This window comes from Thiomonas arsenitoxydans (assembly GCF_000253115.1).
GTDB classification, from domain to species: Bacteria; Pseudomonadota; Gammaproteobacteria; order Burkholderiales; family Burkholderiaceae_C; genus Thiomonas; species Thiomonas arsenitoxydans.
This window is the reverse complement of record NC_014145.1, coordinates 939,146-962,233: the sequence shown is the minus strand read 5'-3', so window position 1 is coordinate 962,233 and position 23,088 is coordinate 939,146. Positions and strand designations below refer to the sequence as shown.

Below are 23,088 nucleotides of genomic sequence, written 5' to 3'. Positions count from 1 at the left end.
GGGCCGCGGCATGGCTTCAGTAGTTCAGCTTCCAAGCGGGCGCTTTCGCGCCTTCGCCCGCATCAAGGAAATGAAGGCAGCTCAAGTCTTTGAGCGGCGCGAGGAAGCCCAGATTTGGGCGGATGCAACTGAGAAACGCATGCGCGCTGGAAGATGGGCCGCTCCGACCGTCAAGCGCGAGGATGCACGCAAAACAGTCCAGGACGGGTTCGCCGCGTATGTGCAGTCCGAAGACTGGCTCAGAAAAGCCGAGGTGACGCGACGCGTAGAACTGCGCAAGCAACTCCCAGTTATTGAGGCGCTCGGAACCAGATATCTGTCCGAATTGTCGGCCGATGATGTTCGAAACTACATCGCAAAGCGCCGCAAAACGCGGCCCAGCCGCGCCAAAAAGGATGATAAAGAGGCCCGCCTGAGTCCGGACCAAATCCGTCTAGAGGTTGCTGCGCTCTCTGCTATGTGCAATTTCGCGGTCGAGCGACATTGGATGGAAACAAATCCAGCAAGGGGAGTGAAGCGGCCCACCTCGAATCGCCGAACCGTGCGTCTTGATGACGAACTCATCGGCCAAATCTTGGCCCACCCCAAGGTACGTGACGATTTACGCGCCTACCTGTACTTTCGTCTCCTATTTTCGACGGTTTGTCGCCCAGGGGAGCTAGCCACGGCGCGCAAAGAATGGTATCGAGCAAATCCGCCTCAAATAAGAATTCCTCGCACCAAAAATGAAGATGAGCGCGCCATCATCATCCCAAACAGTATGGCTCTCAGCTTTGGTCGCTATATCGAATTAGATGACACCAGCTCCCCTTACATCTTCAGCTCTGCAGCACGCGAAAAAGGTACTTGGAAACCGTTCAATTACGCCGGAGTCTGGCGCGTCTTAGCTAGAGACCTGCAGCTGAGGCAGAAGGGCATTGTTCCACACGTGGCCCGGCATGAAGGCGTATCGCGTTTATTCGAACGCACAAACCTTTCGGATGGCCAGATTGCCGCCGTATCGGGACATCGCACCGCACAAGCGCTCTGGCGCTACAAGCACCTAAGGGCCGAGCATTCACGCGGTATTGTGAATGCCCTTGACAATATCGTCGTCGAGGCGGTCGGCTCGGTAGTCAACGGCGCTAACCGGACGGCACAAAGTAATATGCCGCCAGAAATGTTGGTGCCTTCCAATCCGCCAATTGATAATCCGAAAAGTCGGAAGCAAGAACAGATGGAGATTAAGGCGAGACAGCAATTTGAAATTCTAAGTGGTGCCGTATACTTTCCTGGAGTCCCTCTTCATGAGCAACCTACGAAACGCGCGCCGTCGCAAGGGGGTGAAAATCACAAAAAGCAATCCAAAAAGCCAGAACAATCCAAGTAGATTGATACGGCCCGCAATTTATGCCGGACATCGTTAAATTGAAGCAAATATTCTTGATTTATATATAAAATAATGTTTTATGATGTTATTAAAATCCATCAAAAAATATTAAAATTCAATTAAGAATTTTCGCCTAACGGAATTATTTTTCTAAGGAAAATAAAGCTTCGTCTTCTTGGTACTCGCTCAATCCATGTGCATAGCTATGAATAACTGAAAGCTACAACACGAAGAAAGAAATCAACACATCATCCGGGACGGCTTGTTGCCGTCCCCGGTTGCCTTTGGCAGTCGCGAGTACTGGCACCCCCGAGTCTTCCGGGATTTTCTGGACCGTACTTTTGGTCAGGCTATCGGAGCGGGTGGAGAAGACCAGATGACAACAGAAGAATTGCCCAGGGCGGACCCCTCCCTATCCTCACGGAAGAACTCAAGCGCTCACAACACCCATTTGAGCCGAGCTACCCGAAAAGACACGAATCCGGTTGTGCGTCAGAGGCAGCGTCAAGACGCACTGCTTCGGGAATTGAACGCAGAGGAGTAAAGGTCTTGGCCAACCAGCTTGGTTGACGACCCGGGGTTGCTCGGCCGAAAAAACGCGCCATCGACACCATTACCTGTGCACGCAAACGCAAAAAGCGTGAACAAGTTCACGCACTGCCGAAATAGTTTTAGTTTGGGGAGTCGCGCCCCCCTACCACGGCCCTGGCTGGCGCGGTATCTTCCCTCTCACCCAGACGGTGCTGTAACGTAACAACGGGGGCGGTCACGCCGCCCGGGCGCGTTACAAAGGCGAGTTGACACTCGCACGCTCTTTAACAATCGACATCACCACGGCACCATGCCGATTCGGTCAAACGCGACAGCCCGAGTACCCGGCATCGCTGTCCTCGCGATGCCATCCGCCATCCTTGCCTTTGTATTCAAAAAAGGCAGGGGTTTGAACTCTCTATGGCGGCGATCCTGCGGACCGCCTGTTGGTCTGCCTTTCAGAGGAAATTTAAATGAAGTCAAATCAGTTCGGTCAAGCCGACCACAATAACAACGGTGGAAAGCTGACCCAGGGCGTCGCGGTAACCGAGTCAGTCACGCAGCTTGTCAAACCCGAGGGGGGCTGGGTTCCTATCGGACACACAGAGGATGGCAGTTACGTCGTCCACTCCCAAAAAACGGGCATGCTGGTGATTCTGCGCGCGCGGGATTTGAATCTGGCCAAACTGAAGGTCTGGTTTGGGCAGGATGTGCGTCAGCAGAGCATGGTGTACGACCACGACCTCAAGACCTATGTCGAAGAGGAAGGCTCGGCTGCGGACGCTATCGCGCAAGCGTGCGACGCACTCGGGCCTATCGACCTGAATCAGGTACGGGGGCCGGGACTGTACTGTGACGGCCAAGAGCTTGTAATGAACTTTGGCCACCAACTCACGCGCACAGACGGGGCTCCCGTGCCGCTGGTCGGCAAAAAACCAAAGGTCGTCTACCAAGGCGGTCCTTCACTGGGCTTCGACTTGGATACGCCTTGTGCGTCCGACGAAGAAGTGCGGCGCGTGGTCCAAGTGCTCTCGACTTTCGGCTTCGAAAGCGAGGGCGATTCGATGAAGGTCCTGGGCTGGTTCGTCAGCGCATTTTTCGGCTCGGCACTCCCCCATCGCCCCGTTCTGGCCCTCTCGGCAGAAAGGAGCTCGGGGAAGACCACGCTAATGGAGCTTTTGTCGAATCTACTCGGCCCGCAGGCGACGCGTCGCGATGGCATTCCTACGGCGGCACAAGTTCTGCACGCCATGGAGAAAAGCTCGGCGACGCTGCTGCTCGATGAGGTCGAAGCCCGTGGCGGCAGGAAGACGGCGGTGGACGGCCTCTTTGAGTTGGTGCGCAGTCAGTTCACCCAAAGTGGCTCGCCACGCCATTACCGGGCCTCTGGCGGGAAACTGCGGCATTTCAATACGCCCACCGGTGTAGCGATAGCGGGCATCAGCTTGCCATCGTTCAATGGTGCGACGGAAACGAGAGTGGTTCAGCTCAATCTGGCCGCGCTGCCGGAGTCCTCACGGCACGTCTATGAGCCGCTGCTCGACCCGTCGCGCCATATCGAGACGGTGCAGCTTGGGGCCCGGCTACGCCGGCTCCTGGTGGCGCGCTGGGCCTTGATGCGTGACACGCTGAGTGCTGCGCGGGCGCTACTCCTCGGACTCGGCCATGAGCCGCGTTTCCTGGACAAGTACGCGCCCATCGTGGCCGGCTATGTCGCGCTGACGCGAGACCAAATCCCGACTCCAGAAGAGCTGCGCAGCCTTATCGCGCGGATGAATCTGGAGAAGCCGGAAGAGGTCAAGGTCGAACGAGACGCAGACCGGTGCCTGCGACGAGTGCTGGGGCGCAAGTTGGTCGTGTTCCATATGGCCCATGGCGTGAAAGAGAAAAAGTACCTGACCATTCAGGAGACGCTAACTCAGATTGTTCATGGGTCCCCCGCCCACCGGGAGTCGCTCACGCGGCAACTGGAGGCACTTGGAGTGCGACCGATGTGGTTGAAAGACCCGGCACGCTGGAAGCTGGCCATCGCCAGCTCTGAACAGCATGACGGGATGCGGCAGCTCATGATGGGAACAGACTGGGCGCTCGGTGGCTGGAAGGACGTGCTTGCGCGACTGCCAGGCGCCGAAAGCGGCCACCAGCGCATCGGAGGTATGACCCACCGCGTGGTGATGATGGATATGCCCCGAGAGGTTTTGGAGTGTTCGTGCCGAACGAAAATTGACCCACTTTTGAAGGTTATGCCGACGCAAAATTGACCCGGGTGTTCCACCTACCCTGCTGCTTTTTTAGGCACGGGGAGCAGGAGTGATCACCATGGACATGATTGGCAAGATCCGGCGGATGCATTTCCGCCAGAACAAATCCGTTCGAGAGATTGCCCGCAGTACGGGGCTGTCGCGCAACACGGTGCGTACCTGGCTACGCCAGCCGGGCGATGTCGTACCGCGGTACGCGGCGCGGCGAACACAACCCTCGCGCAAGCTCGCGCCCTATGTGGAGTGGCTCCGGCAGGCCGTGGCCATTGATGCGCAGCGTCCTAAAGCGCAGCGGCGCACGGCCAGGGCATTGCATGCCGAGTTGAAGCGACAAGGCTATGACGGCGCCTACAGCCGCGTCACCGATTTACTGCGCGCTTGGCGACAGGCCGATGGCACGAGCGCTGTGCACGCCTTCGTGCCCTTGACGTTTGCGCTGGGCGAAGCCTTCCAGTTCGACTGGAGTGAAGAGAGCATGGTGGTGGGCGGCGTGCCGTACCGCGTGCAGGTTGCCCACGTCAAGCTGTGCGCCAGCCGTGCCTTCTGGCTGGGGGCCTATCCCAGCCAAGGTCACGAGATGCTGTTTGACGCCCATACCCAGGCGTTTGCCGCCTTCGGCGGAGTGCCGCATCGCGGCATCTATGACAACATGAAGACAGCCGTCGACAAAGTGCACCCGCGCAAGAAGCGCGACGTCAACGCGCGCTTTGCGGCGATGTGCAGCCACTACCTGTTCGACCCCGACTTCTGCAACGTCGCTTCCGGTTGGGAGAAGGGGGTGGTGGAGAAGAACGTCCAGGACAGCAGGCGACGTGTGTGGATTGAGGCCCTGTCGACGCCCTGGCGCTCCTTTGCCGAACTCAATGCCTGGCTGGCCATGCGCTGCCGTGGCTTGTGGCAGGAGATCTTCCATCCCGAGTTCAGCCAGTTCACCGTGGCCGAGATGCTCGAGCACGAGCAGCCGCACCTCATGCCCATGCCCACAGCGTTCGACGGCTATGTGGACAACACGGTCAAGGTCAGCAGCACCTGTCTGGTGGCCATGGCTGGCAATCGTTACTCCGTGCCCTGTGAACTCGCCGGGCGGCGGGTGAGCACCCGGGTGTATCCCACCGAGGTGGTCGTGGTGCATGACGGCGTGTGTGTGGCCCGCCATGCGCGGCTGGCCAACCGGGGACAGACCACCTACGACTGGCAGCACTATGTGCCGCTGATTCAACGCAAACCCGGGGCGTTGCGCAACGGCGCGCCGTTTGCCGATCTGCCCCAGCCCTTGCAGCAACTGCGCCAGGCGCTGCTGCGGCAAGACGGGGGCGACCGGCTCATGGCCCAGGTGCTGGCGCTGGTGCCCGCATCCGGGCTGGAGGCGGTCCTGGTGGCCGCTGCGCTGGTGCTGGAAGCCACGGCCCCGTCCGGGCGCATCAGCGTGGAGCATGTGGTCAACGTGATGGGGCGCTTGCAGACCGGCCCCCAGCCCGCCCAAGTGACCACGGCCTTGACGATGGCCGATCCACCCCGCGCCGACACGGCCCGCTATGACCGCCTGCGGGTGACTGACGAGGAGCGAGATCATGCGTGAGGTCATTGCGGAACTCAAGGCGTTGCGGCTGCACGGCATGGCCGGCGCCTGGGCCGATTTGCAAGGTCTGGGGACGAACGCCAGGCTGGATGCCGCGCAGTGGCTCGTCGAGCATTTGCTGCAGGCCGAGCAGGAAGATCGCGCCGTGCGCTCGGTACGCCATCAAATCCTCTCGGCCCGCTTCCCGGTGCACCGCGATCTAGCGGGGTTTGACTTTGATGCCTCAAGGGTTGATCGCACGCTGGTGGGGCAACTCGCCAGCATGGCCTTTACCGAAGCCGCGCACAACGTCGTGCTGGTGGGCGGGCCCGGCACGGGAAAGAGCCATCTGGGCACGGCCATCGGCGTGGCGGGCATCACGCAGCACGGCAAGCGGGTGCGGTTTTACTCCACCGTCGATCTGGTCAACGCGCTGGAGCAGGAGAAGGCGCAGGGCAAAGCCGGGCGGATTGCGGCAAGCCTCTTGCGTATGGACTTGGTCATTCTCGATGAGCTGGGGTATCTGCCCTTCAGTCAGGCGGGCGGGGCTTTGTTGTTCCATCTGCTGTCCAAGCTCTACGAGCACACCAGCGTGCTGATCACGACCAATCTGGCCTTCGGCGAGTGGTCCAGCGTGTTCATCGATGCGAAGATGACCACCGCCTTGCTCGACCGGCTCACACACCACTGCCACATTCTGGAAACCGGGAACGAGAGCTACCGCTTCCGTCACAGCACGGAAACCGCCAAGACCCGCATCAAGGCGCGGGAGCAAAGGCGTTCGGGCACAGCACAGGCACCCCAGCCCGCTGAGCCCGAGACACCGCTTTGACCCCCACAAGCCCTTGGGGCAAGCCGCTCTGGGCTACGCCCGACGCAGCTTGCCCCAAGGATCCAAACCCACCCACCAGGAGCCAACCCCACGCAAAAACCGTAGACTTATCCACACCCGACTGCGACGCAGTCGGCCTTAGACCCCGGGTCAAAATTGAATCGGCACGGTGGGTCAAAATTCCATCGGCACGAACAGTTTTGGAGCCGGTAAAGGATTCGTACGATTTTCCGGAACCTGACGCAGCATAAGGTCTCACGGGGCAGTCTGGGTGCCAAGTACGTTAGCGAAGCGCGGTGGAAACACCGCGCTTTTTTTTGCCCAGAATTCAGCCTCGTCTGACGCTCTGGCTAGTAGCAGTGGTCGAGCCGCCTTGCGCGGCTGAAAGCGGCGACCCGCCGGCCTTGCGAACATCCCATCCGTGGCCAAACGCGCCTGCTCGTCTTTAGGCAGCTGTGTTGGCCTTGAGCCTATCCTGGCGGTCAATGATGATGCCGGTCATGAAGTCCTAAAAATCGCGCGAGTTAAGCCTGTCTTAGCAAGGTTTCATCCGTCCGGTCTCATGCCACCCACTCCGCCGACAGCATCTCTGCCTGCCGGAGCACCGTCTCAGTCGCCTCTTCCTGTTTATCCGGCGGATACTTGTAACGCCGTAACAACGTCTTGACCATCACCCGCAGGCTGGCGCGCACCGAATCTCTCACCGACCAGTCCACGGTTACCGAGTTACGCAGTTTCAGCGTCAACTCGACCGCAATCTTCTTCAGAGTCTCGTCGCCCAGTTCCCGCACCGCCGACTCATTGGCAGCCAAAGCGTCGTAGAACGCCCTCTCGTCAGGGCTTAGCCCCAACGCAGCGCCTTTAATGGCCTCCTCGTGGAATTGCTTGGCCATGGCGATGAGTTCTTCGATGACCTGCGCGGTTTCAATCGCGCGGTTTTGGTAGCGCTTGAGGCTTTCCTGCAACAGCTCGGAGTACTTGGCCGCCTTGACGACATTGGTCTTGAAGCGAGTTTTGATGTCATCCTTGAGCAGACGCTCAAGCAGCTCGACCGCCAGGTTGCGCTCCTTCATGTGCCGCACATCGTCCAGAAACTCGTCCGACAGAATGCCGATGTCTGGCTTGTTCAGCCCTGCGGCCTGGAAGATGTCGACGACCTCGGCGCTGACCACGGCCTTGCTGAGAATTTGCCGGAGTGCGTGTTCCTTCTGCTCGTCGCTGAGTTTCTTGTCCTGGGTGGTGTGCTTGGTCAGGGCCGCCTTGACTGCCTGCAGGAAGGCAAGCTCGTCGCGATGCTCCAGAGCTTCGTCGAGCGTGCAGCACAAGGCAAAGGCTTTGCTTGCGGAGAGCACGGCATCGGCAAAGCGCTTCTTGCCATCATCCTGGCCCAGGATATGGTTGGCTACCTTGGGCAGCAACTGCCAAGCCTGGGCGCGGAAGTCCGCATAGTCGCAGCCGTGCAGGATGCCGTGAAGGACCTCCATCTTCTCCAGCAGCAAGCGCAGGGCCTCGTGCGTGTCGATGGTCGGCCGGCCTTTGCCATGGGCCAAGGTGTAGTCCTTCAGGGCGGCCTTGAGTTCGTTGGCAATGCCGATGTAGTCGACCACCAGGCCGCCGGGCTTGTCCTTGAACACACGGTTCACCCGGGCGATGGCCTGCATCAGGCTGTGGCCGCGCATGGGCTTGTCGATGTACATCGTGTGCATACATGGCGCGTCAAAGCCGGTGAGCCACATATCGCGCACGATGACCAACTTGAACGGGTCGGCGGGGTCTTTGTACCGCCGCTCCAGACGTTTCTTGACCTCTTTGGTGTAGATGTGCGGCTTGAGCATCGGTTTATCCGAGGCCGAACCCGTCATGATGATTTTGATGGCGCCCTTGTCAGGGTCGGGGTCGTGCCATTCCGGCCGCAGGGCGACGAGGGCATCGTAGAGATGGACGCAAATCTCGCGGCTCATGCCGACCACCATGGCCTTACCGTCCAGGGCGGCAAGGCGGTTTTCGAAGTGCTCCACGATATCGGCGGCCACCTTCTGAATCCGGGGCGGTGCGCCAACGAGTTTTTCCAGCGCAGCCCAGCGGCGCAGCTTGGCCGCCTTGCTGGCATCGTCCTCTTCGTCCTCGGTCAACTCGTCGATGTCGCCGTCCAGGAGCGTGGAGCTCTCCTCGCTGAGTTCCAGCTTGGCAAGGCGGGATTCATAGTAAATGGGCACAGTGGCGCCATCCTTGACCGCCTGCTCGACGTCATAGATGTGGACGTAGTCGCCGAACACCGCACGGGTGTCGCGGTCTTCGAGCGAGACCGGCGTGCCGGTAAAGGCGACAAAGGTAGCCTGGGGCAAGGCATCGCGCAGATATTGCGCGTAGCCATAGGTGACTTTGCCGTCTTTTTTGATATCGGCGCTGAATCCGTACTGGCTGCGGTGGGCTTCGTCGCAAACGACGACGATATTGCTGCGCTCAGACAGCACCGGGAACGTGTCTTCGTCCTCCCCTGGTGCGAACTTTTGGATGGTGGTGAACACGATGCCACCGCTGGGGCGGTTGCCCAGCAGTTCTCGCAGGCGGGGGCGGGTGTCGGCCTGCACCGGGGTTTCATGGAGGAGCTCGGTAGCGCCGGCGAACACGCCGAACAACTGGTTGTCCAGGTCATTGCGGTCGGTGACGACCAGCAGGGTTGGGTTGCCCATCTGCGGGTTCTGCATCAGCATGCCCCCCAGACAGGTCATCTCGATGCTTTTGCCCGCCCCCTGGGTGTGCCAGACCACCCCGCCCTTGCGTGAGCCACCGGGGGCGCTGGCTTTCAGCACGCTCTCGACCACCGCGCGCACGGCGTGGAATTGGTGGTAGCCGGCAACCTTCTTGACCAGGCCGCCATCGTCCTCGAACAGGATGAAGTGCTGCAGGTAATCGAGCAGCGTCTTACGGTCGAAGGCCCCGTGGACCAAGGTTTCCAGCTCACGCATGGGCCCAAGCGGGTCGGTGGCGTGACCATCAATCGTGCGCCAGGCCATGAATCGCTCGCGGTTCGCGGTGAGCGAACCCAGACGAGCGGAAATGCCGTCGGTGATGACCAGCAACTCGTTGTAGACAAACAGGTCAGGGATATCCTCTTTGTAGGCTTGGAGCTGGTTGAATGCGCCCCAGATGTCGGCGTTCTCGTCGCCGGGGTTCTTGAGCTCCAGCGTGACTAGGGGCAGGCCGTTGATGAACAGGATGACGTCGGGACGGCGGGTGTGTTTTGGACCCTGGATGGAAAACTGGTTGACTGCAAGCCAGTCGTTTCGCCCAACGTCGCTGAAGTCGATGAGCCGTACACGGTCGCCACGGGTTTCTCCGTCCTTCTGATATTCGACTGGGACACCTTCGACGAGCCAGCGGTGGAACTGGCGGTTGGCGGCGATGAGGCCGGGAGTGTTCGGGCTCAGGACTTGGCGGAGGGCCTCGACTTGCGCCGTGGAGGGGATGCCAGGATTGAGGCGTTGAATGGCGGCCTCAATCCGATGCGACAGGCAGACTTGGCGGTAAGTGTCGCGTTCGGTCCCGTGGGTCTTGGCGTCAGGTGGAGAGATGTCGGGGCCGTGGGCGGTTTGCCAGCCAAGGGCAGAGAGCCACTGGAGTGTGGCTTGTTCGAGGTGGTCTTCGTTGAGGATGCTCATGCCCGCACCCAGTGCTCGTCCCTGTAAACTTCGGTCATCGTCCAGGGAGCATGTCGGCTGGACGCATGGCAAGTGCGGAAGCGTTGTCCAAAGACGTCTTCATATTCCAGATGGATGGACCAGGGACCATTTGGGGCCATCTGAAAATCGGTGTCATTGAATCTCTGGGATAGTTGCACCGGTACCTTCAGGGGACATTGCCCTCCGGGGCTACTCTTCGGACCTTGTCTCAGCTCGCTGGCCTTCATTGGGGAGAGCTCACAGGCTGCTCTAATATCGTAACGGTTCATCACTGCCAGTTGTAAGCGAAGATTCAGTGCTGGCCCTACGCCGACGTTCTGAAGCGTTCCATGCAACCACAGCGCATGGGCTTCATTTCCGTCGCCCGCTCCCTTGAATTCGATAAGACCCTTGCGGTCTTGAGGGTCAATGCCGTCGTAAGGCATCCAGACGACCAACGGTCGAAAGACATCTCGATGGTGCTCTTGGGTCTGACGTATTGATTTACGGGTCATCAATGCCATCCAACCCGTTACCGCCGCCGCCACGAATGTTCCAAGAGCCGCTGTGCCCGTCGCGATTGCGGATACACCTGTCCAGTCGATGCTCATTGCAAAGCCTCATCGATTTGGTCTCTTGCCTCCTTGACCGGCAACTTGCCGGAGATGAGACGGGGCAGAAGGGAGTCGCGGATGGCAACCAACTCCCGCGCCTGCAGCCCTCCATTCACACGTCGGTCCAGTAATGGCCCCATTAACGGCGATAGTTCGTCCAAGACTGCCAGTGCGGGCATGGCCAAGCGAGCCTCTGCCAAGTGCCTCCGCTGGATATGCCCCATCGTCGTCGCCTTGTGGGCTGCAATGTCACGAAACCCGGGGAGGAAATGCTTGGTTGCCAGGTAGTAGAACCACTTTGGCACCTTGCAGGACGTCACTTTAAACAAATGTTGGTTCAAGGCGCCAACTCCGCCACACCATAGTTCCACCTCAAGCGAACCAGACCATGAGAAGAGGACATCGCCATCCCGAACGATGTACTCGGGCTTCAGCTGCGCGCTGGCCTTATCGGCACTGTTCGTGTGCCCGGCGCGAAGCTGTGCAATCTTGATGACCGGCAGGTACTCCTCCGCACTTTCTGGCGGGTACTTCTGCAGGGCGAGGCCATTTAGGTACGTGGCAAACGAATCCAAGGCGCCAACCCGCCACCCCTTCGGAATCGCCCCCAGCTCCGATTCCTCAAACTCACTCGGAAACAACGCCGCCGTCTCTGCATCCATGCCTTCGGGCTCTCGTCCCTCGGCCTTCGCGCGCACCGGGTCGAAGTCGACAAACCAGCTCTTGAACAGCGCCTGGGCGATGGCTTCAAGGGTGGCGTTGGTTTGGCGCAGGAGGTCGATGCGGTCGTCGATTGTCTGCAGCACTTCAACGATTTCGTCCTGCTCGCGGCGCCCTGGAATTTCCACCGGCATTGAATAAATGAAGTTCCGATTCAAGGACGGTTGCGCGCTGCCGGAGTTGTACTTCGCGAGGTCAAGCGTACTCAACAGGTAATACGCAAAACGTGGGTTGTTTCCGCAGAAGTCTGTGACATACAAACACGTGTTGTGTGGCCAGTAGTCACTTGAGGAGAAGTGCACGCGCCCTATCGATGCACCGCTGCGACCGATGACAACGCCAGGACCAGTTGCACGCGCAACGTCGTGGGTGCCATTGGGGCCAGCTGAACCCATGACTGGCACATTCCCCGGTCGCTGTTCTAAAGATGTGAGGTCATGCCCTCGCTGGAGACGCACAAACTCGCCGAGATTGGATTGCCTCCAATCAGACCGCATACCCCAGCCCCCCCAGCTTCTCGCGAATCACCGCATCCAGCTTCGCGCCTTTCGCCATCTGCTCAGAGAGTTGTGCCGTCAGCCGTTCCATCTTCTCGCTGAACGCCTCATCGTCATCGTCCACAGCCTCGGCACCGACATAACGCCCCGGCGTGAGGACATGGCCGTGTTCGGCAATCTCGGTCAGTTTCACCGCGCGGCAGAAGCCTGGCACATCGGCATAGGGCTCCTGGCCCTCGAGCTGACCATCCTGCCGCCAGCGATGCACCGTGTCGGCAATCTTGGCCACATCCTCATCGTCGAACACTCGAAACACCCGGCCTTCCATGCGCCCCAGCTTGCGGGCATCGATGAACAACACCTCTCCCCTGCGGTCACGGCCATGGGCGGTTTTGCTCTTGGTGAGAAACCACAGGCAGGCTGGAATCTGGGTGTTGAAAAAGAGCTGTGGCGGCAGCGCCACCATTACCTCCACGACGTCGGCTTCGACCATGGCCTTGCGGATGACGCCTTCATTATTTTGGTTGGACGACATGCTGCCATTGGCCAGCACCACGCCGGCTTGCCCGCTGGCGTTCAGGTGCCAGAGGATGTGCTGCAGCCAGGCGTAGTTCGCATTGCTCGGGTTGGGCGTGCCATAGAGCCAGCGCTTGTCATCCAGTAGCCGGTCCCCGCCCCAATCGGAGATGTTGAATGGGGGATTGGCCAACACATAGTCGGCCTTGAGGTCGGGGTGCTGGTCGCGGTGGAAGGTGTCGGCGGGTTCCTTGCCGAGGTTGAAGTCCATCCCCCGGATGGCCAAGTTCATGGCGACTAGGCGCCAGGTCGTGGGGTTGGCCTCCTGACCATAGATAGAGATGTCGCCAAAGCGTCCGCCGTGGCTCTCGATGAATTTCTCACTCTGTACGAACATGCCGCCCGAACCGCAGCAGGGGTCGTAGACTTTGCCCTTGTGCGGCGCGAGTACTTCGACCAAGACCTTGACGACAGAGGCTGGGGTGTAGAACTGCCCGCCCTTCTTGCCTTCAGCGCTGGCGAACTGTCCAAGGAAATACTCGTAGACCTCCCCCAGCACATCTTTGGCATGGGTGCCCGAGCCGAAGCCGATGGTGGAAACGAGGTCCACCAACTCTCCCATCTTGCCGGGTTCCAGTTGGGCGCGACCAAAGCGCTTGTCCAGAATGCCCTTGAGGCGCGGGTTATCGGCCTCGATGGCGTCCAGTGCCTGGTCTATGCGGATGCCGATGTCCCAGAACTTGGCCTGACCACGCAGTGTCTCCCACCGGGCGGCTTCGGGCACCCAGAAGACGTTGGCCATCGTGTAGTAATCGCGCTCCTCCAACGCTGCCTCTTGGTCTGCCGCATCGGGCAGGTAGAGGTCAGAAGCCGGGTCGTTGAACTGGGCTTTGAGCTGCTCGCGGCGCTCATCGAATGCGTCGGAGATGTATTTGATGAAGATGAGGCCGAGAACGATGTGCTTGTATTCGGCCGCGTCCATGCTGGAACGCAATTTGTCTGCCGTGGCCCAGAGGGTTTTTTTTAGGTCTTGGTTCATGCCGGATACTGACACCGTGTCCTTCTATTTGTTTTGCCCCGTTCCACTCGGAACCACTAGAGTTGGCTCCGTTTGCGTGCAAGGTCATTTAATTCCAAGCTGAGTTTACGGGTAACAGTTGAGATATGAGAACGGCAATGTGACCCAGCTTTTGGATTGTCTGCTGGCGAGTGCTGCCGTTGTCATGCTGAGCACCGACGCAATGCTATGAGCCACCTACCGACTATCGACCTCGCGACGGGCTCGATAGCCATGCCAAGCGGTCATCACGTTCCGATGCTGGCATCGCCGTCTGTCCACCAGCCCAGGTGGCCTTTGCTTGAACCTATGCAATTGCCGCAACGGCGTCACCGTGTAACGCCCACTGCGGCCCCAGCGTTCAGGGTTACGCGGTTACGTGCCTCGCTCGACCAGGTCAGCCATGTCGACTGCGTCCTGGGTGCCGAGGTCGCGAAGCCCAGCCGCCACACCAGCGCAATCCCGCTGACCGTCATCCTGGCACAGCTTCCACTTACCTTGCAGTTGGGTGACCTCGATGTCGATGCCCACAATGGCTTTGAGCATGGCGTCGATGTAATCGGCAGGCGCGTCCGCCATGCCCCAAGGCGAAACCCGTGCGGCTTCGTGCTGCGTGGTAAGGGATTCGACGAGCGCGCGTACCCAGACCACATCATCCTTGATGCGAAGCACTCCTCGCGCCATCACCGAGACATAAGCCCAAGTCGGCACGACTCTTCCGGTCTCGGCTTTGCTCGGATACCAGCTTGGGCTCACATAGGCGTCAGGCCCGCGAAAGACGGCGAGCACATCGCTGCCGTCTGGAGTTTGTTTCCATAAGGGATTGGCACGGGCGACATGGCCGCGCAGGAAGGTTTTGTCGTCGTCTTGAATGAGCAGCAGCGGGATGAGGTTGGCGTCCAGTCCGTCACTGCCCAGGGTGACCAAGGTCGCCAGCGGATGGCCGCGCATCAAGGCGTGCAGTTCAGCGGGGTCGGATTGTTCAAAGTGTTTGGGCAGGTACATGGGCAGGGCTCTAGTGAGGTCACGGGTCACACAGCGGTACCGAGCACAGCGGCGGCGCTACAGGTTTTTTTCTTGCGCCGCACAATTCTCGATGCACGCGGCGCAGCCTGTTTCCTCTGGCTGCACTCTACCTCTCAATCTTCCTGGAGAACACAATGCACACAGACGCCATCGCTTTCATCGGCCTGGGCAGCATGGGGGCCCCAATGGCGCAGAACCTGCTGTCCAGCGGCATGCCGTTGACCGTTTACAACCGCAATGCGGCACGTGCAGAGGCCTTGGCCGCAGCGGGCGCAAGGGTTACCGCCTCTGCAGCACAAGCAGTCTCCCCCGGGGGCATCGCCGTCACCATGGTGGCCAATGATGCGGCCCTCGAAGCGGTCACCCTCGGTCCGAATGGCGTTGCAGATACCCTGGGACAGGGCGGCCTGCACATCTCGATGAGCACGGTTTCGCCGGAGACGTCGCGCAAGCTGGCGGCCGAGCATGCCCAGCGGGGCAGCCTGTTCCTCAGCGCCCCGGTCTTCGGGCGTCCGGAAGCAGCGGCGGCCAAGAAGCTGTGGATAGTGCAATCGGGTTCGTCGCAAGCGAAGGTGCGGGCCAAGCCGGTGCTGGACGCGCTCGGGCAAGGCATCCATGATTTCGGGGAGGACCCGGGGTCGGCCAATGTGGTCAAGCTCAGCGGCAATTTTCTGATTCTGTCCGCCGTCGAAGCGATGGCCGAAGCGCTGGCTTTGGTCGAAAAAAGCGGTATTGACCGCAGCGCCCTGGCCAGCTTTTTGGGACAAACCATTTTTGCCTGCCCGATATATCAAAACTACTCTCAAATCCTGGCCAAACGGGCGTATGAGCCCGCTGGGTTCAAGCTGGAGCTGGGCATGAAGGACGTGCGCCTGGTGCGCGACGTGGCTGAACAGGTCACTTTGCCCATGCCGCTGGCGGATTTGTTGCACGAGCGACTGCTCGCCAGCTTGGCCAAAGGCCGTCAGGCACTTGACTGGACTGGCATTGAACTGGTCAGCGCCGAGGCGGGCGGGCTGCGCTGAACCTGCCGCCCATCTGCGCTGCTCGGGTGCCGGTTAATCGGGGTGGCCACGCCATGCTTGGCGGGCAATTGCAGCACGCCGAGCAGACGCAGAACTGCGGTGAAGTCACGGCCTTTCCGCAGAGGAGCAAATGAACCCGCATTAGCGATGCGCACGATGGCGCAAAGGTGGGAGGAGATTGCTATCTAGGCGGACCCGGCCACCGCTTTCCCCGCACCAAGCGGACAAAAAGCACGCGAGCTCTGACAAGAGGCTTCGCTTTTGGCCGTTTCCGCGCCCACAGACAGACCACTGTCGCTACTCGCAACACCCATAGATTCGTCGCCGCGGTCTCGTATGACACCGCACCCCGCACTTTTAAGGTAAAGCCGCGAATTTAAGGTTAAGACTGCAATGTTTAAGTAAACCGCATTTCTAGACATGACATCCCCAACAGCAGGAGATGCCTCAATGACCTAGACGATTTACAAATCAGCAGTTTGCCTCAACACCTCGCAATTTAATTGAACCAGAAGAGCACGCCGTCTGCCCGCAAATCAGACCGCAAGTTCCTCGGTTCGAACGGATGCGAAATCCCATCAGCAATGGAGCACTTCCAGCTGGATGGCAACCATCAACGCAACAAATTCATTGAATACCACCATGGAAAATACCGTTTCAGATATAAAAGATGCCCGAAAATTGAAAGTTTCCACTCAATCAGAGGAGCATACAAATAACATGATTTTAGGTCGGCTTCCCAACGACGATTCCATATATTCTTCAGTAATTGAAAGTTATCGTCCTTTGGCACGGCCGTACGTAGACGCTCACGCTAAAAACAAATTTCTTACAGAGGCCGAGGTGGCGCTTTTTGGAATTGGAAGACTCGAATGGCTTGTTTCTTCCACATATAGTGAACTGAGCGATAAATTCACGGAAAGTGAACTGTTGACTCTGATGAATTGTATAATTGGCGGGCCACTTTCTATTCAACAGATTGATGCGCTCCCCTCACTGATTCTGGAAAATTATGGCATTGAAGTAGATGATTACGAGTCAACGCCTTTTGCGCCGCTTGTCAACAAAATTTGCCGTTTAACCCCACTTCAGCGTCTGGCACTGGTTGACGCAGCTGAGCGAATCTTTCATGACCTCGGACGCACGGATTCTCTCCAGAGCAGTTTTACCCACTATGGCATCAAATTACTATCCAATAAATAAACCCACGTTATGAATTTTCTCAAACGCTGACTGGCATCCCCGCCCGCCATTTCGTTCACGTTCATGGCGGTGCGGTTACGCCTCAATGCGTCCCATCGATTGATTCAAGTAACGCGGGACCGTCATTCCGCACATTGCCGACTGCCTTGCCAACCGGATAGGCGTCCAACGCACTGTCGCCCAGCGGCCGCATCAGCGCCTGCAGGTCAGCCGCCTTCGCTGTCGGGTCCAACCATCGCGCAACATCTTCCTCATGGAGCACGACCGGCATCCGGTCATGCAACGGCCGCATCACGTCGTTCGCCTCGGTGGTCAGAATGGTGAAGGTCAGCAGGGGCTCGGTGGCGCCGGGCGGCATCCAGTGCTCCCACAGCCCGGCCATGGCCAGCTGTTGCCCGTCCGGGCGATGGATGTAGAACGGTTGCTTCCCCGAAGGCTGCTGCTGCCACTCGTAAAACCCATCGGCCGGCACAATGCAGCGTCGGCTCCTGAAGGCCGCCCGGAAGGCAGGCTTCTCCGCCGCCGTTTCACTGCGCGCATTGATGAGCCGGTTGCCCAGGGCCGGGTCCTGCGCCCAGGAAGGAATAAGCCCCCACTGCAGCAAATCCAGATGACGCCGGCCCTCTAGCAGGCGAACGATGGGCGCCTTTTGCATCGGCGCCAGGTTGTAGCGTGGCCGCCATTCCTCGCTGTGCGCCGTATCCGGCCCTTCGATACCGAAGACCTCCCGCAAACGCTGCGGGGAGCTTTTGAGGACATAGCGGCCACACATGGGAGCTCCGTTGGCGGGTTGGGGTCGGTGAGAAGGGATAGAGAACAGGGGACGGGGACAGAAGACAGGCGACAGCAGACACAGGGTCGCGCATTCCCCTGAGAATTGAAAGACTGTTTTTTTATCCAGTTTTTGTGTAGGCTTGCCTTCCCGCGCTCTCCAGCGCCTTCCCGGACTGCCTGCCATGCCCTCTCCTGCCCTTGTGTCCTCCTCAAGGCTTGCCGACCTGCCGCCCGCCGTGGCCGCCTCGGTGTGGCGCGGCGATGACCTCGCCGTCCCGACGGGGGCGGTCGTGTCCAGCGGCTGGGCGGCGCTCGACGCCGAGTTGCCCGGCGGCGGCTGGCCCTGCGGCAGTCTCACCGAGGTACTCAGCCCACAGCCTTCTCTGCTGGAATGGCGCCTGCTGGGTCAGGCGCTGCGGCAGGTGACGGCGGATGGCGGCAACGTGGTGCTCGTCGGCCCGCCCAAGCCCCCTTTCCTGCCCGGGCTGCAGGCGCTGGGCTTGCAGGCCCGGCAGCTCATCTGGGTGCAGACCGAGACCCCGGCACAGCGTCTGTGGGTCACCGAGCAGTTGGTGCAGGCCGACACGGCCGGTGCGGTCCTCGCCTGGCTACCGCAGGCCCGGGCGGAACCACTGCGGCGGCTGCAAAGCCGCCTGCAGGGCGGCCGCACCCTGTGCATTGCCTTGCGGCCTGAAGGCGCGCGCAGCGAATCGTCCCCGGCCAGCTTGCGCCTGCTCGCCCAGGCCGGCCCGGACTGGACCCTGCGGGTGCAGGTGCTCAAACGTCGCGGCCCGTTGCACGACCAGACCCTCATCCTGCCGTCGGTGCCGTCCTCGCTGGAGGCGGTGCTGAGCCGGCGAACCCGGCTGCCCAGTCGTTGTATTGCCCTGCCCGCCGGAGCCCGCCATGCTGTGGTGCGCCCTGTGTCTGCCGAACCCCTGCGGCACTGAGTCCTTGGCCGCCGCCCAGCATGGTCTGGCCCTCTGGGCGCTGCAGTTCACGCCCCGGGTCACCCGGCTCGATGAGGCGGTGCTGATGGAGGTGCAGGCCAGTCTGCGGCTGTTCGGCGGTGCGGGGGAACTGGCCGCGCAAGTGCGGGTTGACAGCCCGGCCCTGGGCGTGGTGTCGGTGGCCTGGGCTGCCACGGCGCTAGGAGCTTTGGCGCTGGCACGGGCCCAGAGGGAGGAAGTTGATACCAGCCCACTGGCCGAGCGTCTGAACGCCTTGCCGCTCACCGTCCTGACCGTCACGGCGCCGCACGCCGACACCCTGGCTCAACTGGGCTGCCGCACCCTGGGTGAGCTGCGCGCCCTGCCCCGCGGCGGATTGACCCGGCGCTTCGGTCCCGCCATGGTCGAAGCGCTGGACCAAGCCTATGGGCTGCGCAGTCCCGTCTTCTCCTGGGTCACCCTGCCGCAGACCTTTTGTGCCCGGCTGGACCTGATGGCCCGGGTGGAGAACGCCATGGCGCTGGTCTATGCCGCCAAGCGCCTGCTGCTGCAGTTGCAGGGCTGGCTGGTGGCGCGTAACGCCGGGGTCACCGCCTTCACCCTGCGCTGGCAGCATGACGGCCTGCGGCCCCAACCGGGGGAGGAAGGCGACGCGCTGGTCATCCGCACCGCCCAGCCGATGCGCGACATGGCGCATCTCTCGCGGCTGCTGGCCGAGCAGCTGGCACGGGTGCAACTGGCGGCGCCGGTGGAGACCCTGATACTGGAAGTGGACAGTGTCTGCGATTACCGTCCGCCCACGGCGTCGCTGCTACCCGATGCCGCGGAAGACCGCGACGCGCTGAACCGGGTGCTGGAACGCCTTGCCGCCCGCCTGGGCGCCCAGCGGGTGGTCCGGCCCGTTCTGCGGGAGGATGCCCGCCCGGAATGGGCCCAGCAGTGGGTGCCGGCGTCTGCACCGGTGCGCGCCCGGCCAGTGAGCGCCCGGCCGGTGAGCGCCACAGTGCGCAGCGAGGGGCTGCCCCAACCCACCTTTCTGCTTCCGGAGCCTTTGCGCCTGGCGGTGCGGGGCAACCGGCCGCTCTACCAGGGGGAGTTGCAGCTCTTGCTCGGCCCCCACCGGCTCGAAGGCGGCTGGTGGCACCGGGTGGAGCTGGCTGGCGGCACCGCCGAAAGCCGCCAGGTGGCGCGCGACTACTGGGTGGCGCTCAGCGCGCATGCCGGCGTACTCTGGGTGTTCCAGACCCGGGTGGCCGGCGAGGACGCCGCCTGGTTTCTGCACGGCGTGTTCGCGTGAGGCCGGCATGGACCCCCTGCCTGACTATGTCGAGCTGCATTGCCGCTCCAACTTCTCCTTCCTCACCGGGGCCAGCCATCCGGAGGAGCTGGTCGAGCGTGCCCAAGAGCTGCACTATGCAGGGCTGGCTGTCACCGACGAATGCTCCCTGGCCGGCATCGTCCGGGCGCATGGGGCGGCCAAGGCGGCGGGCCTGCCCTTGCTGGTCGGGGCGCAGTTCGCGGTGGAAGGTGATGAGAAGACAAGAACACCGCCCTTCACCCTGGTCGTGCTGGCCTGCAATCTGAACGGTTACGGCAACCTCTGTGAGTTCATCACCCGACTGCGACGGGCTTCGCCCAAAGGGAGCTACCGGCTGGATAGGCAAAGTATCACCGGTGAGGCGCTGGCCGATTGCGTGGTGCTAGCGGTGCCTTCGCGGCAGGCTACCGATGAGCAACTGCTGGAGCTGGGTGCCTGGCTGCTGGCCCGGTTCACGGGCCGGGTATGGCTGGCGGTGGAGTTGCACCGGCGTCTGGATGATGAGCGCTGGCTGGAGCGGCTGCAGGACCTGGCCGAGGCCACGGCCATTCCGCTGGTGGCCGCAGGCGACGTGCACATGCACCGCCGCTCGAGGAAGCCCTTGCAGGACACGCTCACCGCCATTCGGCTGGGTTTGCCCATTGCCGAGTGTGGTCATGCGCTGCAACCCAATGCCGAGCGCCATCTGCGCAGCCGACTGCGTCTGGCGCTGAGCTATCCGCCCGAGCTGCTAGCCGAGACCTTGCGGGTGGCGGCGCGCTGTCGCTTCTCGCTCGATGAACTGCGGTACCGGTACCCGAAGGAGGTCATCCCTGCGGGGGAGACGGCGGACGGCTATCTGCGTCGCCGGGTCTATGAGGGGGCCGGGCGGCGCTGGCCCGACGGCCTGCACGCCAGGGTGCAGGATTTGCTGGAACACGAGCTCGCCCTGATTGCCGAGCTGGGCTATGCGCATTACTTCCTCACGGTGGACGACATCGTCGCTTTCGCCCGCTCGCGTCACATCCTCTGTCAGGGCCGTGGTTCGGCGGCGAACAGCGCGGTCTGTTACGCCCTGGGCATCACTGAGGTGGACCCGGAACAGCAGCAGGTGCTGTTCGAGCGCTTCATCAGCAAAGAACGCAATGAGCCCCCGGACATCGATGTGGACTTCGAGCACGAGCGGCGCGAGGAGGTGATTCAGTATCTCTATGCCAAGTACGGCCGTGACCGGGCGGCACTGACCGCTGCGGTCATCCGTTACCGTCCCAAGAGCGCCTTGCGCGACGTCGGCAAGGCACTGGGCTTTGACCTGGAGACGGTCGAACGCCTGGCGCGGAACGTGCAGTGGTGGGACGGCCGCGAGGTGGCCCGGGAGCGACTGGAGGAGGTGGGCCTGGACCCGGAAGCGTTGGGAGTCCAGCAATGGATGGCGCTGGTGCGGCAGTTGCTGGGTTTCCCTCGGCATCTGTCACAGCACACCGGCGGCTTTGTGCTCACCGAGGGGCCACTGTCGCGGCTGGTGCCCATCGAGAATGCGTCCATGCCCGAGCGTACGGTCATCGAGTGGGACAAGGATGACCTCGATGCCGCCGGGCTGCTCAAGGTCGATATTCTGGCGCTGGGCATGCTCACCGCCATCCGCAAGGCGCTGGACGCCATTGGGCAGAGCCGGGGACAGGTGTTCGCGATGCAGGACATTCCGCGTGAAGACCCGCAGACCTACGACATGCTGTGCCAAGCGGACTCGGTGGGGGTGTTCCAGGTGGAGTCCCGCGCACAGCAGGGCATGCTGCCCCGGTTGCAGCCGCGCTGCTTCTACGACCTGGTCATCGAGACCGCCATCGTGCGGCCGGGGCCGATTCAGGGCGGGATGGTGCACCCCTATCTCAACCGGCGTCAGGGCAAGGAGACGGTGGTCTATCCGAGCAAAGACCTGGAGAGCGTCTTGCAGCGCACCCTGGGTGTGCCGGTGTTCCAGGAGCAGGTGATGCAGATTGCCATGGTGGCCGCGGGCTTCTCGGCCGGAGAGGCTGACGGCCTGCGGCGGGCGATGGCGGCGTGGCGCCGCACCGGGTCATTGGAGAAGTACCGCGACCGGCTCATCTCGGGCATGGCCGAGCGGGGCTACCCCCCTGACTTCGCCCAAAGCATCTATGAGCAGGTGCAGGGGTTCTCGGAGTATGGCTTCCCGGAGAGCCATGCGGCGTCCTTTGCCTTGCTGGTCTATGCCAGTGCCTGGATAAAGCGGCATCATCCAGCGGAGTTCCTGATGGCGCTGCTCAACAGTCAGCCGATGGGTTTTTACACCCCCTCGCAATTGGTACAGGATGCCAAGCGCCATGGGGTGACGGTGCGGCCGGTCGATGTGCTGCACAGCGACTGGGACTGCACGCTGGAGGAGGGGGTGCCCTACCCCACCGTGCGACTCGGCTTGCGCTTGGTCAAGGGGCTGGGGAGGGAAGTCGGCTGGCGTATTGCCAACGCGCGCCTGCATAGCCCGCCGGTCGATGCCGAGGACCTGGCCAAGCGGGCGCAACTGGACACCCCGGCGATGCGGCAGCTGGCCGCGGCGGACGCCTTGCGGTCGCTGTCCGGGCATCGGCGGCAGCAGGTGTGGGAGGCCACGGCGGTGGAGCGCCTGCCGGCGTTGCTGGATGACGCGGCGCCCCAAGAGGATTGGCTGGAGCTTCCCGCGCCGCCGGAAGGCGAGGACATTGTGTTTGACTACGCCACGACCGGCCTGAGCTTGCGGCGGCATCCGCTGGCGTTACTGCGACCGCTGCTGGCCAAGCGACGGCTGCAGACGGCGGCGGAACTCGCCCAGGCGCCAGACGGCCGCATCGTGCGCGCCTGCGGCATCGTGACCTTGCGACAGCAACCGGAAACGGCCAAGGGCACCACCTTCGTGTCGCTGGAGGATGAGACCGGGACGGTGCAGGTGATTTGCTGGAAGAGCCTGCGGCAGCGACAGCGCACGGTGTTGCTGCGGTCCAGGCTGTTGGCTGTCGCCGGGACTTGGCAGCGGGAGGGCGACACGGCCAGCCTCATCGCCGGGTACCTGGAGGACTTGACGCCCTTGCTGGGAGGGTTGGCGACGCGGGGGCGGGAGTTTCGGTGAGGCCTGATTCGGCACGGTACCGAGCGAGATTGAAGTAAAGGGCCAATTGGCCCAAAGAAAACCGAGGCAGAGCCT

15 protein-coding genes and 1 pseudogene are annotated in these 23,088 nt (G+C 61.5%); 9 read left to right on the top strand and 7 right to left on the bottom strand.

What is annotated here, in order from left to right:
* Positions 1-10 precede the first annotated feature (10 nt).
* The 4 genes from THI_RS18365 to istB all read left to right on the top strand — a co-directional run bounded on the left by THI_RS18365 (position 11) and on the right by istB (position 6,551).
* Positions 11-1,369 carry a tyrosine-type recombinase/integrase gene (locus tag THI_RS18365; RefSeq protein WP_082894562.1) on the top strand — a complete coding sequence of 453 codons (1,359 nt, stop codon included), beginning with the start codon at positions 11-13 and terminating at the stop codon, positions 1,367-1,369.
* A gap of 1,004 nt (positions 1,370-2,373) precedes the next feature.
* Positions 2,374-4,161 (top strand): hypothetical protein, encoded by a 1,788-nt coding sequence (locus tag THI_RS18050; protein WP_013105013.1) that lies wholly within the window; start codon positions 2,374-2,376, stop codon positions 4,159-4,161.
* Between the two features lie 58 nt (positions 4,162-4,219).
* Positions 4,220-5,740 (top strand): IS21-like element ISThsp2 family transposase, encoded by a 1,521-nt coding sequence (gene istA, locus THI_RS04310; protein ID WP_013104226.1) that lies wholly within the window; start codon positions 4,220-4,222, stop codon positions 5,738-5,740.
* A complete protein-coding gene (gene istB, locus THI_RS04305; RefSeq protein WP_013104225.1) occupies positions 5,733-6,551 on the top strand; it encodes an IS21-like element ISThsp2 family helper ATPase IstB in 819 nt (272 codons plus the stop codon). Before istA ends, istB begins: the two co-directional genes overlap by 8 nt.
* A 560-nt stretch (positions 6,552-7,111) precedes the next feature.
* On the opposite strand, the gene THI_RS04300 is transcribed toward istB, so the two are convergent.
* The 5 genes from THI_RS04300 to THI_RS04285 form a co-directional block, all read right to left on the bottom strand.
* Positions 7,112-10,213, bottom strand: coding sequence for a type I restriction endonuclease subunit R (locus THI_RS04300; RefSeq protein ID WP_013105012.1), 3,102 nt, complete (start codon positions 10,211-10,213; stop codon positions 7,112-7,114).
* Complete coding sequence (locus tag THI_RS18750; RefSeq protein ID WP_013105011.1) at positions 10,210-10,824, bottom strand: hypothetical protein; 615 nt, start codon at positions 10,822-10,824, stop codon at positions 10,210-10,212. Before THI_RS18750 ends, THI_RS04300 begins: the two co-directional genes overlap by 4 nt.
* The gene (locus THI_RS04295) at positions 10,821-12,044 is read right to left on the bottom strand and encodes a restriction endonuclease subunit S (RefSeq protein WP_013105010.1); all 1,224 of its coding nucleotides are present in this window, start codon (positions 12,042-12,044) and stop codon (positions 10,821-10,823) included. Before THI_RS04295 ends, THI_RS18750 begins: the two co-directional genes overlap by 4 nt.
* A complete protein-coding gene (locus THI_RS04290) occupies positions 12,034-13,599 on the bottom strand; it encodes a class I SAM-dependent DNA methyltransferase (RefSeq protein WP_013105009.1) in 1,566 nt (521 codons plus the stop codon). Before THI_RS04290 ends, THI_RS04295 begins: the two co-directional genes overlap by 11 nt.
* A gap of 393 nt (positions 13,600-13,992) precedes the next feature.
* Entirely contained in the window at positions 13,993-14,622 is a 630-nt protein-coding gene (locus tag THI_RS04285; protein WP_013105008.1) for an FMN-binding negative transcriptional regulator, read from the bottom strand.
* A gap of 155 nt (positions 14,623-14,777) precedes the next feature.
* On the opposite strand from THI_RS04285, the gene THI_RS04280 reads away from it, so the two are divergent.
* On the top strand, positions 14,778-15,668 hold the full coding sequence (locus tag THI_RS04280) for an NAD(P)-dependent oxidoreductase (protein WP_013105007.1): 891 nt from the start codon (positions 14,778-14,780) through the stop codon (positions 15,666-15,668).
* A gap of 23 nt (positions 15,669-15,691) precedes the next feature.
* Here the strand turns inward: THI_RS04280 and THI_RS19250 are convergent.
* Positions 15,692-15,793: pseudogene (locus tag THI_RS19250) on the bottom strand (peroxiredoxin); the annotation flags it as partial.
* A gap of 478 nt (positions 15,794-16,271) precedes the next feature.
* Here THI_RS19250 and THI_RS18745 point away from each other — a divergent pair.
* Positions 16,272-16,871 carry a hypothetical protein gene (locus tag THI_RS18745; RefSeq protein ID WP_013105005.1) on the top strand — a complete coding sequence of 200 codons (600 nt, stop codon included), beginning with the start codon at positions 16,272-16,274 and terminating at the stop codon, positions 16,869-16,871.
* 82 nt (positions 16,872-16,953) lie between these two features.
* Here THI_RS18745 and THI_RS04275 read toward each other — a convergent pair whose 3' ends face one another.
* Positions 16,954-17,643: an SOS response-associated peptidase gene (locus THI_RS04275; RefSeq protein WP_013105004.1), complete on the bottom strand. Its 690-nt coding sequence runs from the start codon at positions 17,641-17,643 to the stop codon at positions 16,954-16,956.
* A 184-nt stretch (positions 17,644-17,827) separates the two neighbouring features.
* On the opposite strand from THI_RS04275, the gene imuA reads away from it, so the two are divergent.
* The 3 genes from imuA to THI_RS04260 are packed head-to-tail and all read left to right on the top strand — an operon-like array spanning position 17,828 to position 23,013.
* Positions 17,828-18,595, top strand: a complete 768-nt coding sequence (gene imuA / locus THI_RS04270) for a translesion DNA synthesis-associated protein ImuA (protein ID WP_013105003.1) — start codon at positions 17,828-17,830, stop codon at positions 18,593-18,595.
* Positions 18,552-19,892 (top strand): Y-family DNA polymerase, encoded by a 1,341-nt coding sequence (locus THI_RS04265; protein WP_041608899.1) that lies wholly within the window; start codon positions 18,552-18,554, stop codon positions 19,890-19,892. The genes imuA and THI_RS04265 overlap by 44 nt, the downstream gene beginning before the upstream one ends.
* 7 nt (positions 19,893-19,899) lie before the next feature.
* Entirely contained in the window at positions 19,900-23,013 is a 3,114-nt protein-coding gene (locus tag THI_RS04260; protein ID WP_013105001.1) for an error-prone DNA polymerase, read from the top strand.
* The last annotated feature ends 75 nt before the right edge of the window (positions 23,014-23,088 follow it).